The organism is uncultured Methanospirillum sp. (assembly GCF_963668415.2).
Lineage (GTDB): Archaea > Halobacteriota > Methanomicrobia > Methanomicrobiales > Methanospirillaceae > Methanospirillum.
The window spans coordinates 1,006,176-1,018,799 of record NZ_CAXXDL010000001.1; the positions used below are offsets into that span (position 1 = coordinate 1,006,176).

Sequence of the window (12,624 nt, forward strand, 5' to 3'; positions counted from 1 at the left end):
AACCCGGTACTACTCCTCTTCCCCTGAATACTCCTTTTCGCCAATTCCAATCGGCGAAATTCATATGGCTTCGTTCCCAGAGGAAAGAAGTAATTTTTTGTACGTTTCAACACCCTGCCGGATATCACTCTCTGATATGATTCCTGTTCCTGATGGATGAGTTGTTATTCTTGAGGGTATTCTGACATTATCAAAGGTAAACCCTTCCCGAAATTTAAATTGATATTTTTCATAGAGAATCTGTCTTCCCAACTGAACCAGTTCGTCAGATGTTTTAAAAATACCACTTGTTTCAAGGCATTTTTGAACCACCTCTTCAGAGTACACTCCCCGGGCAAAGAAACAGATCACCAGACTTGCAAGGATCTGACGCCAGGCTTCCTCTGTATACAGTTGTGATGCGATCTCGTCGGGTGTAATTTGTTTCGGCTTCTGATCAATACTATATCCTGCACTATCAAGATGACTATGTCGTGCCCCGGTCAGGTACCCGATGATGGCTGCAAGGCCGGTGTGATACCCTGGCATCTCATTCTTTCCGAAAGCAAGTGCATATTCAGAACCTCCATACTGCTCAGATGCATAATCAACACCCCTACCGAGGTTCTGATACAATAATGTCTTCTGGTCAGCAAGATGCTGAAAAAATCGTATAAAACCAGGGGTATCTCCAAATTCAAGACTGATCCCATCTGTCATTTCAGGAGTGATGAGACCATTCTTCATCGCTTCGGTTACATACGCTGCAACCACTCCTGAAGACATGGCATCCATTCCGGTTCCTTCGATCTCATCTATCAGTGTCAGGACCTGTTTTGGATCTGCAATCCCAAGCATAAATCCAAGAGAGTAAATGAGTTCATAGTCATAACAGACGGGGACAGTCTTGAAGAAATACGGATCATGAGGATATGATATCCGGAGATGGGCAAGATGGATACAACTAACCGGGCAATGAGAACATCCAACTCTTCGTGCAAGGTAATTGCTCGCGAACTCTTCCCCGGTAAGTTGGTCTGAACTCTCAAATTGAGAGGCAGTCATATTCTTTATCGGAATTGATCCCAGGGATTTGAGAGGAAGAACATTAACCGCAGTTCCTACATCATGATACTTCTTCATTGCAGACGATTTCGTCACAGCATCAAAGATCTGATCATACATCGATCGGTACTCTTTGACATTTGTCACAGGAATTGATGAATCACCCGATATCACGAGTGCCTTTAATAATTTAGAACCGAATACTGCTCCAAGACCCATTCTTCCAAAGTGACGATAGGTCTCCGAAGTTACTGCTGCATACCGGACAAGTCGCTCTCCTGCTCTTCCAATCCGGAGAATTGTCCGGGTTCCCGGATTCCCGTCAACCAACCGGATTATCCGTGCGACAGTATCTCCCCGGGCCATCCCCCAGAGAGTCCGGGCATCATGAAACTGAACGGTATCATGTGTGATGGACAAAAAGGTCGGTTGTGTTGATCTTCCGGTGATCACAATTGCCCCATACCCAGCCATTCTCATAGATGTTGCAGTTCTCCCTCCTGCATGGCTCTCCCCAAGATTCCCTGTCAGAGGAGATTTAAACATGGCAACACACTTTGATGCGAGGGGAAACAGGGCAGATATCGCTCCAACTGTTAATATTATTGGATTATCAGGGCCAAGTGGATCGGCGCCCTCTGGGCAGAACTCAAATAACAGGCGTATTGCAACACCTGCTCCTCCAATCCTCTCTTCAAAAAGTGTTTGCCGGTCTTCTATCCGATATGTCTTTGAAGAGAGATCGATGATTAAAACCCGTGCCAGATTCTGATCCATTCAGCTCACCTCTGAAATCTCTTCCAATTCAATAACCTGATATGGGCAGTATTTGGCACAAATTCCACAATATATGCATACAATTGGTGAATTAGTCTCATGATTCCATGTAATTGCACCTAATATACACGCATCAACGCAGGATTTACATCCGGTACAGAGATCAGAATGAAACTTTACTCCGCCTCCTTCCCTGGGTTTCATTGCCCCGGTTGGACAGGCATCAGCACAGGGTGGATCCTGACAAGCTCTGCAGACTTTTACAGAGAATCCTCTGGAAATCCCCCCAACTGAAGAGATGTGAATTGCAGATCGTGACAAACCACCTGATCCAAGTCGTCGGTTGCAGGCAAACATGCAACACTGGCAACCGACACACCGATCCATATCGATCACAGCAAGACGTCGGGTGGACATGAATGAGAATTCAGTAGAAGTAGTATATGTATTCTGGGTGCGATGAGATCAATGTTCTACACAGGGATGAACACTTTTAGAGCCCCTATTTTTAAAATTAAAGCCCATACAATGAATGTACCAAAGATGGGATAGATCTCCAACAAGTTCATTGATCATCCCTGTCCATACATACTGTGTAAACATGCCCTCCATGAGAAAGGAGGTATCATAAATGAACTTGATGGTTCCCTCTGCACTGTTAGAATCCGGATACCTGCAGGAATAATTACTCCGGAAAAGATGATGGGTATCTGCAGAATTGCAGAAAAATTCGGTACCGGGCTTCACCCTGACAAACAGACAGACTGCAGAGTTGATTCATGTCAATCCTGCTTCCCTTGAACTCATTGTAGAAGAACTTGCAGCCAATGAAACACCTCTTGGTACAGAAAAATCAGAGATTGTCAACGTAACAGCATGCCCGGGTACTGACCGATGTAAATTCGCACAGATAGATTCGATATCCCTGGCACTTGCCCTGGATAAGAAGCATTTTGGTAAAGAGATGCCAGTCAAATCCCGCATAGCCATATCAGCATGTCCGAACTCATGCATGAGCGAACGGTTGAATGAGATAGGAATTACCGGTGTAGTACGACCATTCCGTGTGCCCGGGACCTGCACTGGTTGTGGGACATGTGTTCATTATTGTAAAGAGCATGCCATCAGGATCAGAAATGGGGCACTTGTGATGGATGATAATGCCTGTGTTCATTGTGGAATGTGCATCAACTGTTGTCCATTTCACATCATCAAATCAGACCCGCCAGCCTACCACATCACGGTTGGAGGCAGGAGGGGAAGACATCCAAAAGTTGGACACCACTTTGTTACAGTGAAAAGCCCTGAAACAGTTGATCTCTGTATAGAGAAGATAGTGTACTGGATTTATCGTCGTGCATGGGGCGATGTTCTTCTTCCTGATCAACTTGATGATATCGGGTTTGAAACATTCAGAGAAGATGTTGTGAAAACTCTTCCACAGGATGAGATTATCACCGGATATTAAATTCACGAATCTCCTCTTTGTTTTCAGCCACCTTTACCGCTCATACAAATTATCAAAAATAGTTTATCAACTGGTTATTTCAAATTGGGATACAAATAATTGAGATACAATGATTTACCTCGGTATTGATGATACAGATAGTCTCGATTCAATAGGAACCGGTCGTCTTGCACGAGAGATCGCAGATCTCCTAAAAATAAAATATCCGGTAGACTGTATCACCCGTCATCAGTTGCTTGTTCATCCCGATATCCCCTATACTTCACATAATAGTTGTGCAGTCATTCATCTGTTTGATATTCCTCAATCTGATTATCTTTCCCTATTTGAACAGGCCAAACAGATTATGAGAGAGCGATTTGTGGAAGGAAGTGATCCAGGTATCGCTCTTGTAGGTGCTGACCAGGTAAGTCCGATAATGGTTGCTTTCGGATTTGATGCAAAATGCACCATTGTCACCCAGGAACGTGCCCGCGGAATTGCTCATCATGCAGGGATATTGCTTGAGGGGCTTGGTGGAACTGAAGGAGGGGTGATTGGCGCAGTGGGCGGGATTGGACTTGCTGCAAGTGGATCTGATGGAAGATATCTTCAATTAGGTTCTATCAGGGAAAAAAGAGGTCAAAGAACAGTTCAGGAGATTTTGGATACCGGGATAGACAAGGTTATGACATTAGATGGGAAGATTGTAACTGAAGGATTGGTCTTTATTGAAAAATTTCCGCAACCATCCCGTCTTCTTGGAAAACCGGTGGTTGTTGTGGATGAAAGGGATGGGCAGTTCTACCTGGTAAAACGTGATTAATTACATTATCCTTTAGAAACCAGAATAGACAAGATCTCTTTGATCAATATATCATCGGGTAAATTCGGGTCTTACTTGATACAATCAGATTTGAGGGGCAATCAATGGTAAAAAGAAGAACCCAAAAGGGAGAAGAACCCGAACTGATCTCATTAGATGATGCTCTGTATAAAATACAGAACAGGTTTTCATTTGCTCCCAGAATTGTCAAAGTCTCTGTGCAGGATTCTGTTGGAAGGATAACCGCTGAAGCATTATACTCTCCTCTGACTATTCCTTCGGTTCATCTGTCGGCTATGGACGGAATTGCGGTGAAAGAACACGATACCATTGGTGCCACCGATAAGACACCTGTTCGGCTGACCGATTTTGTTCTGGTGAACACCGGGAATGTTATTCCTCCAGAATATAACGCAGTAATTAAGATCGAGGATACAGAAGAGAATAACGGTTCATACATAATCCGAACATCTGCATCCCCATGGCAGCATATCCGGCCAATTGGAGAGGACATCTCACGGTCAGAGATGGTTCTTCCAAGATATAGTCAGATCTCGGCACCTGATATCGGGGCAATGATCAGTTATGGAATAACCGAAGTTCCGGTGCTCGATCTTAAGGTTGCACTCATCTCAACTGGCAGTGAGATCATCTCCATCGGTTCGATGCCACGTGCCGATCAGGTTATCGAGAGCAATATGCACATGGCAGCTGCCATGATCCGGTCTGTCGGGGCTTCGGTCACCAATTTCCCAATCGTTGTCGATAACATCGATGAGATACGCAACATGATCACGATCGCAGCAGAGGATCATGATCTTATCTTGATCTCCGGAGGATCGTCCAAAGGTACCATGGATTATACCTCTCAGGTAATTGACACATTAGGAACGGTATTTGTTCATGGAATTGCAATAAAACCTGCCAAGCAACTCATTCTCGGAGATATCAATCAAAAGGTTGTCATTGGTATGCCCGGGTATCCGGTTGCATTTTACACTGTTCTGCGTGAGATTGTCCAGCCAATTCTTGAGTGGTACGGTTTTCCATTCTCCTATCCTGATACCGTATCAGCATATCTAACCCAGTCAATTCGATCCTCTTTTGGATTGGATGAGTTTATTCTGGCAATCATCGGGAAGGTTCAGGATAACTGGGTCGCGACACCTCTATCAAATAAATCAGGTGTGCAGATGAATCTTGTCCGATCCAATGCCTATCTGAAAGTTCCATCAGATACAGAGGAGGTAGAAAAAGGCACCCGATTGCCCACGACCTTACGTGTTCAGAAAGAGATCGCAGAACAGACGGTTCTGGTAACCGGTTCTCATGATCTCGCCATCGATTATCTTGCCGATCTCGCCAGGGAAGAAGGGATTCTTATTGCATCTTCTCATGTGGGAAGCATGAACGGGTTACTTACCTTACAAGAAGGATACTGCCATCTTGCTCCGATGCATCTGCTTGCAGATGATGGTGAGTACAATATTCCCTATTTACGGCAGTATATTCCAAAGAAAGACCTGGTCCTGATCTCTGTTGCAGAACGTATGCAGGGGGTTGTATCACGCGATGTTCTTGGTTTTGACGCTATTACTACTCATACGTTTATCAATCGTCAAAATGGATCAGGGACACGAATGCTTCTGGATCATCTTCTCCATGAGAACAATATAAGACCAGAAGATGTTGATGGGTATGACCAGGAGGTTTCTACCCATTACGGAGTCTGTCTTGCAGTTCAGAATGGTGACGCTGACATCGGCATGACAATATATGGTGCAGCCCGTGCATTTTCTCTTCCGTTTATTCCTCTGGCCCTTGAGAGATATGAACTCGTTACTACAAAGGAACTGTTTGAAGAGGACTGGCGAATCAGAAAGATTGTGGAACTGATTAATTCAAAACGGTTTAAAGAGATTCTGACTCATCTTGGTGGTTATGAGATGGAGTTTACCGGTACGATCCGTGAATGTACCAAGAAGAGGTATACGGGGAAGAAAATTCTCTAAAATTTCTGAATCGCCATGCAATCAGGAAGAGTTCAGCCGAATTGTAAATATCACGTATTATTCCCTGGGAGAGGCGGTATGGCAAAGAGACCTTTAAACATCAAGCCCTTCAGACTACATCTCCTTGTTATTAGAGGATAATTTTCAGCGCAAAAAACATCCTGGTGCATGTACCAGGCATAAATCTCATTAAAATATCTGATAATGTCATCTGTTCTCTCGATTCCTATCGGACCAATGAAGATGACTGGGAGATTGACAACCTTGCGATTATGGAGGGTTGCGAATATTTCCAGCTGCCACTGTTCTTCCAGTGATGAAGTGGTATGTCCTATAAGATCAGTTTCTGGGTGAGAGATCAGGTACTGATTGAGATAGTGTATAGCGGGAAGACACAGGGCACAACTATTATCAGAAAAGAGGATAGCAGGCCCTGTATAAATAGCGTATGAATCTGCCAGAAGATCCTGAATTTCGGTACTATTGAGTTCAATCCCTTCAGAATTAAAAACCAGAGCCTGAACTGAAAACGTGGGAGACAGTAACAACAGAAGAAGAGAAATTTCGCATAGAGATCTGATGAACCTGGTTCTCGTCATCCTTTCCTTCGAGCCGAGTGTTCACATCCTTACTTTTCATTGTGCAAAATCGAACACCATCATTGCATTACAAAAAGAACTCTCCAGAATGGAAGGTAATCTATCAGATCTCCCAATTACTGGAAAGTCCACCACCATAGCTGATATGATGAGTAGAGCAGAGTGGCACATCCATTGTTGCTATATCAGTTGATATATTTTTTGGTGATAGCAGTTGTAAAAGAGAGAATTTTTAAGTTAAAAAATTTAAGGACCAACCCCTCCCCAGTTATTCTCTAAAAACCAGTTTTGGTTTCTGGCTTCAATAGCCAGTTATTGAAATTATTGGTGTAACCAGGGTATTGAGAAGAGACAATAAGACCTGAACAGAGTAGATATGATCACCCGGGGATTTATTCTACAGCATGAATAATTTCATATTATTGATATATCTTAAATTTTTGGCTATTGCATAATATTTTATCGTCATTCACATAGTGAACCATTGATCACAGCCCAATATCTCCAAATCAACTTAATGTTGATAATGGGAGGAATATGATGACGTAAAGGTTTCATAGTGATCAAAAATTTTCTATTTAGGATAAGACCAGGGTAACATATACGCGTTGCTCGATCACCCCTTTCTCAAGCCCGATAAGAGCAACGAACATAGAGGCCAATTTCAATTTTATGCATCAGTGCTGAAATTATGTGCCCCGGCAATTAACAAAACGAAAATTGGGCTGATAATCGCAAGATTATAAAAAGGAAAATGTACTCCCTTCGTCGGACAGCCTCGATAATAAGAATTTATCAGTTTACGATAAGTTTAAGCACCCTAGGGAATAACATTCCGCCAGAGTTTGGAAATTTTTCGTTGCCATTGACACCAGATATCATGAGATCACAGGATATTGCTATTGTCGGTATTTTTTTGGCTTTGGGAGTCCTTGCCCGAATTATCGGGTCTAGTCTCATCCCAACCCCGATCGGCCCGAACTTTGTGATAATCTTGTACTGCCTTGCCATCATGCTCATCGTGCCTAAGTTCCATGAGGCAGTCGGTATCGGAGTGGTTGTGGGAATCGTCAGCACTCTGATCAGCCATGGGCTCTTCCCCCCCGCAAACCTGATAAGTGAAACGCTCGGAGCCGTCGTTTGCCTCGGAGTATTTCTGATCACCAGGGAGAGGACCGTGGCGGCTCCAGCAACTGCTACCCTTGCAGCGACCCTCGTCAGCGGAATTACTTTTCTGTCTATTGTCATAATCTTCGTGATGGGGGCGCCTGGGTTGTTGTATAGGTCTTTCAGCTATTCGAGTATCTATGCATTCTTCACTCTGATGATGATAACGATCGTCATTCCTACGGCCGTACTGAATGCTGTTGTGGCTCAGATCCTGTACATACCAGCAAACCGGGTGCTTTCACGATCCAGGTAATAATCCTCACAGAATATTTGAAATTCTCTTCAATTGCACCCTAAAAGAGTTCTGGTTCCGGGATAACCTGATGGTAATACTCTACTTAAGGCTGATCTTTAACTCACCGGATGCTGCAGAAAGATATTCAGGATCGTTCTGATCTTTGTTGTTCTGGCATTATTGGTTAATCTGGGTGAGGATGTTGCGAGCAATGCTTTGATGTGAAAGAGAACGAGATTATCGTGTCCACCCACAATATTGGAATAAAATATATAGTATTAATTTTTTTATTGCAAAAACTATAAATAAAATAATGAATGAGTATTTCCTTATGGGAGGAACAAAGAAATCCGGTATTGAAAACCGGATTATGCAGGTCAAGGATCCCCATGTGGAAATTATCCTAAGACAGGCGAATGAGATGAAACATCGCCAGGAGTATGAGAAGGCCATCACTATGTATGATCAGGTCCTGGAACTTGATCCTCGTAATGCAAAAGGATTACATTCGAAGGGGAATGTATTCGACATTCTTGGCAGATATGAAGAAGCAATCGTCTGCTATGAATCTGCCCTTGATAGTGATCCGCTTAATGCAGAAACGTGGTATAACAAAGGGGTTACCCTTTCCAAGATGGGATCTTCCCAAGAAGGCAACGAATGCATCCAGAGGGGAATATCCATGGCAACGGGAGCAATGTAAAACGATCGGAAAAAAGAGGATCGTCAAGAACCATCACTCATCGCAGGAAGACCGTTATCTCTACCAGATATCGTGTTTTCTTGTTTTCAGTTACTCTTCTGAATTACTTGTAAATCCTTCAGTGTCTCAATGTACCTGCACCAGGGTGCATAGAACCATATTACTATCTTGGAAAATTCTTCCTATTTCTGTTTGGAGAATATGCTGATGATACATGGTACCGGATTCATGCGAAATAACAGATATCGGCCCAATTATAGAAGTTAACGGAGCCTCACATAAAAAAATGTAGTCAACATGGTTACGCGGACAAAAAAGGTAAGATAATTACTGATAGGTCAATATATCTGCTGAATCCATTCGATGCATAACAGGGAATCCATTACTCCATGCCCCAGACAAACATCAATACTAAAATCTGCTCTGTCTGCCATAACAGATCGAATCAAAAAAAAAGTTCGATAATTGTACCTCCTTATGTTGCGGGACCTTCAGGGATAATTGATCTGGAAGGTCGTCCCAAAGAATTGACTGAGTTAATCCTCAATAATACCCTTGAATTATGTCCACATTGTGGATATATTGCTGAAGATATCAGAGAGAAAACGTCAGTCACACGAGAACTTCTGCAATCTCCCGGGTTTATTAGCCTCCAAAATCCGGAAACACCACCATATCCATCCCTGTATCTCCGTGCAGCACAAATTAAGCTCGTTGAGAACAAACCGGAAAAAGCCATCTCATATTACATATTTGCTGCATGGTGTGCCGACAGTATATTTTGTGATGATTTAGCTGTTTCATGTCGGAAAAAAGCAATATCCCTAATTTTTTCAGAGAACAAAACCTTTGATGATATCCCCTCAAAAATGTGGGTACCTATCCTGGATACAATCCGGCGTTGCAAAGAATTTACAACAGTGATTGCGCAATGCACCACCCTTATACCCCATATAAAACCACCTCTACGAAACGGACTTGAATTCGAACTATGTTGTGCAAAAAAAAGGGACAGCAAACAGCACACAACGCTTGAGGTCTCAAACAGTGAATTATATGCTCCAAACCTGGATCGAAGAGATGAGGAGTTTATAATTTGGGGAAAATCATACTGTGGCAAAGAAGACTGTGGTGGTATCGGATGGAGCTGGATAGCGATAACACGTACACTCACCCTCTTTAACTATCATGGATCTGCGATTAAAGCCTATGGAGATATCACTCTTAACATTACACAAATGGATAATCAGATCCAAAGTGCTCATGGACCAGGAATCCATATTTACCAGGGGAACCTCAAAATTACCGGTCGTGGTTTTCTCTCCATTCAGGGTGAAGAGCAGGGAATTTTTGTTGCAACTGGAACATTGCTAATTGATAATTCTGCTATTTATATTCGGACGCAGGGAGACGGGATCGTAGTATCAGGAAATATTTCCGTCATGAACTACGGTGTTCTCGATATAAATTCTCATAACATCGCCATACAATCTCTCTCTGGTGGATTAACCTCAACCAATAAGTTCGTCCTAAAAATAAAAGGAGAACATGCAGGAATTGTTCTTTCAAGAGGTTTACACTCTTCAGGAGGAATTAACCAGGTTGAAAGTTCCGAGGGAGACGGGATAGTACTACACAATGGTTCGCTGGAATTATCCGAATGCATCTTGGATATCGCCTGTGGTGGTACAAGCATCTATCTTAAAAACGGCAACTTCAATTGTAATGCCGTGCGGGGATCAATGAATGGATTATCCGGGGTGCAGATAATCGGATCAGCCAGTATTCGGATGGCTGTTATTCACACTTCAGGAGTAGATTACGGATTATTTATATCCCGGGATCTGGAAATTTTCCATTCCACAATTGAATCAGATGGGAAGACCGGTATCGCTGTCGGACTAGACCTGCATATCACAAAAGCGAGTATCACTGGATCAGGAGAGACGGGGCTGTCTATTGGTGGTAATCTAGATTACCTCGGAAATAATATGATGCTCTCGGGAGATAGCGCTATGAAAGTTTCCGGAAATGTGAATATTTCTGAAGGTTTCATTATGGCGAATGGGAAGATCTGTGGAGTTGAGATAAAAGGTACCTATACTCAAACAAGTGGAACCATAAGCTTTTTTGGTGAATCTGAAGACGGGATGCGGATTTTCGGAAAACATATGCAAATAATGGGGGGATCTCTTACGGCAGCGGGTCGGAAAACAGGCCTAGTTGTTGCTGAAACTGCTCTTATTGAAAATTCTCCTCTGGTATCTGCTTCAGGATGCGTCGGGTTTTCTGTAGGTCACTCGATATCTGTGAAAGGGGGTATTTTGAAGATAACTGGTGATGAGATCGGTCTTTGCGTGAGAAGTGGAGATCTGGTGATTGGTCCTTCAGTTGTATTAACTGTGACAGGAAACGTCGGGGTTTATACCTCTGATGATATCAATATCAATAGTGGTAAACTTGAAATAACGGGGCAGTTTGGAGGGATTGTTTCTGAAAATGGGAATTTAAATCTAAATGAAGGAGTTCTTGAAATTACTGCTGATGAATATGGAATACTCCTCCAGTCAGGTTCAATGAATCTGATGGGGTTCATCACCATTACCAATTCACGCATGACGGATTCAGGCGGGTGTGGTATTGTGATAGAAAAGGGGAACCTGAAGACAAATAGCGTGATTATGATCACCGGCGAGAGTTACGGGATAACAGTGCCGTGCGGTGAGGTTCAATTGTTTGGCAAGAATGAGGTCTATGGACATCGTGCTGGAATAATCGCAGAATCACTCGTATTTGAAAATGCGAGTCTTACTGCATATGGAAAGACAGAAGGGGCTGTTATTCTGACAAAGGATAAGAGATGGAAAGGTGATAATATCATATTCCTGGCCGGAAAATCCGCTAAGACAGCAGATGAGGATGGATATTCAGGCCAGAGATTTGTCCATGCATACAGATTACACAATTCTGAACCATCATAAGTCGGCCCGATTATGACAGAGACGATCCTATTCGGACCAGTGATTGTTGCATTCCTGGTGCTCTGAGTTACGGCTGTGTTCACGGCTGCCATGGTCGGCCACATCCGGAATCTGTCTTACGATCTTTCCCTCAATGGTTCTCGTAGATGATGAAAGAGCCGCGGAGGATTCTTTCGAGCGAGGGCGCCCTCGTCACTTAAATTTGAGAGTAATTCCCCTTGGAAATGATATTGAAAATTAAGAGACGACAAGCACTAGGTGACCTCAAGCACTCTCTTGACTGATGTGGTCAATATATCTGCATCGTAGGGTTTTACAACATATCCATTTGCTCCAACCCGCATGGCAAGATCAATAACAGTGCTTTGACCCACAGATGTGCAGAGAATTACCTTTGCCAGAGGGTTGATTGTTCTGATCTCGCGTAATGTCTCAATACCATTCAATCCAGGCATAATGACATCAATGAGTGTGAGATCTGGGTTTAACCTCCGGTACTCGACGAGTCCCCCCTCACCATCGGATGCAATACCGACGATCTGATATCCGGAAGAGGATAGAATTTTGGTGGCTATCTCCTGGTCTCGGCTTGTATCATCTATGATGAGAATTCTTTTCATCACACAACCATTACATAAAACTCAATTATCCCTGAAAATTTAGAACCAGATTACGTTTTCCAGTGCCAGGATGCTGTGGATATGAGATTTACTGACTGGTGGACTACGTAGGGGATGGTAAGGTGGCATCTGGGTATACTCCCTATTGTTTATGGTATCATTCAGCATTAAGCATAACTTTTTTTACTTTAGAACAAAAAATATGTCTCT

General features: G+C 43.1%; 11 protein-coding genes. 8 read left to right on the plus strand and 3 right to left on the minus strand.

The genetic code is table 11. The features are described 5' to 3' along the window. Window positions 1-60: 60 nt before the first annotated feature. Both ACHZA2_RS04645 and ACHZA2_RS04650 read right to left on the minus strand, forming a co-directional pair. The gene (locus ACHZA2_RS04645) at window positions 61-1,821 is read right to left on the minus strand and encodes an aldehyde ferredoxin oxidoreductase N-terminal domain-containing protein (RefSeq protein WP_319578721.1); all 1,761 of its coding nucleotides are present in this window, start codon (window positions 1,819-1,821) and stop codon (window positions 61-63) included. Further along, a complete protein-coding gene (locus ACHZA2_RS04650) occupies window positions 1,822-2,238 on the minus strand; it encodes a 4Fe-4S binding protein (protein WP_319578722.1) in 417 nt (138 codons plus the stop codon). A 210-nt stretch (window positions 2,239-2,448) separates the two neighbouring features. Here ACHZA2_RS04650 and ACHZA2_RS04655 point away from each other — a divergent pair, with 210 nt between their 5' ends. From ACHZA2_RS04655 to ACHZA2_RS04690, 8 genes are all read left to right on the plus strand, one after another. After that, complete coding sequence (locus ACHZA2_RS04655; RefSeq protein WP_319580942.1) at window positions 2,449-2,622, plus strand: hypothetical protein; 174 nt, start codon at window positions 2,449-2,451, stop codon at window positions 2,620-2,622. Further along, a complete protein-coding gene (locus ACHZA2_RS04660) occupies window positions 2,540-3,289 on the plus strand; it encodes a 4Fe-4S dicluster domain-containing protein (protein ID WP_319578723.1) in 750 nt (249 codons plus the stop codon). Before ACHZA2_RS04655 ends, ACHZA2_RS04660 begins: the two co-directional genes overlap by 83 nt. 109 nt (window positions 3,290-3,398) lie before the next feature. Next, complete coding sequence (locus ACHZA2_RS04665; RefSeq protein WP_319578724.1) at window positions 3,399-4,094, plus strand: ABC transporter substrate-binding protein; 696 nt, start codon at window positions 3,399-3,401, stop codon at window positions 4,092-4,094. Window positions 4,095-4,198: 104 nt separating this feature from the next. Beyond that, window positions 4,199-6,106 carry a molybdopterin biosynthesis protein gene (locus ACHZA2_RS04670; protein WP_319578725.1) on the plus strand — a complete coding sequence of 636 codons (1,908 nt, stop codon included), beginning with the start codon at window positions 4,199-4,201 and terminating at the stop codon, window positions 6,104-6,106. A gap of 579 nt (window positions 6,107-6,685) precedes the next feature. Next, entirely contained in the window at window positions 6,686-6,898 is a 213-nt protein-coding gene (locus tag ACHZA2_RS04675) for a hypothetical protein (protein ID WP_394698489.1), read from the plus strand. A 687-nt stretch (window positions 6,899-7,585) separates the two neighbouring features. Further along, the gene (locus tag ACHZA2_RS04680; protein ID WP_319578727.1) at window positions 7,586-8,128 is read left to right on the plus strand and encodes a tryptophan transporter; all 543 of its coding nucleotides are present in this window, start codon (window positions 7,586-7,588) and stop codon (window positions 8,126-8,128) included. 313 nt (window positions 8,129-8,441) lie between these two features. Then, window positions 8,442-8,813 (plus strand): tetratricopeptide repeat protein, encoded by a 372-nt coding sequence (locus ACHZA2_RS04685; RefSeq protein WP_319539871.1) that lies wholly within the window; start codon window positions 8,442-8,444, stop codon window positions 8,811-8,813. Window positions 8,814-9,340: 527 nt separating this feature from the next. Next, window positions 9,341-11,794 (plus strand): hypothetical protein, encoded by a 2,454-nt coding sequence (locus ACHZA2_RS04690; protein WP_319578729.1) that lies wholly within the window; start codon window positions 9,341-9,343, stop codon window positions 11,792-11,794. A gap of 254 nt (window positions 11,795-12,048) precedes the next feature. On the opposite strand, the gene ACHZA2_RS04695 is transcribed toward ACHZA2_RS04690, so the two are convergent. Then, entirely contained in the window at window positions 12,049-12,414 is a 366-nt protein-coding gene (locus tag ACHZA2_RS04695; RefSeq protein WP_319578730.1) for a response regulator, read from the minus strand. Window positions 12,415-12,624 lie beyond the last annotated feature (210 nt).

What these genes read in the sequence shown, in the direction of transcription:
- ACHZA2_RS04645 (WP_319578721.1), bottom strand. Translation starts at nt 1,821, where the DNA reads ATGGATCAGAATCTGGCACGGGTTTTAATCATCGATCTCTCTTCAAAG.
- ACHZA2_RS04650 (WP_319578722.1), bottom strand. Translation starts at nt 2,238, where the DNA reads ATGTCCACCCGACGTCTTGCTGTGATCGATATGGATCGGTGTGTCGGT.
- ACHZA2_RS04665 (WP_319578724.1), top strand. Translation starts at nt 3,399, where the DNA reads ATGATTTACCTCGGTATTGATGATACAGATAGTCTCGATTCAATAGGA.
- ACHZA2_RS04670 (WP_319578725.1), top strand. Translation starts at nt 4,199, where the DNA reads ATGGTAAAAAGAAGAACCCAAAAGGGAGAAGAACCCGAACTGATCTCA.
- ACHZA2_RS04675 (WP_394698489.1), top strand. Translation starts at nt 6,686, where the DNA reads ATGAACCTGGTTCTCGTCATCCTTTCCTTCGAGCCGAGTGTTCACATC.
- ACHZA2_RS04680 (WP_319578727.1), top strand. Translation starts at nt 7,586, where the DNA reads ATGAGATCACAGGATATTGCTATTGTCGGTATTTTTTTGGCTTTGGGA.
- ACHZA2_RS04685 (WP_319539871.1), top strand. Translation starts at nt 8,442, where the DNA reads ATGGGAGGAACAAAGAAATCCGGTATTGAAAACCGGATTATGCAGGTC.
- ACHZA2_RS04695 (WP_319578730.1), bottom strand. Translation starts at nt 12,414, where the DNA reads ATGAAAAGAATTCTCATCATAGATGATACAAGCCGAGACCAGGAGATA.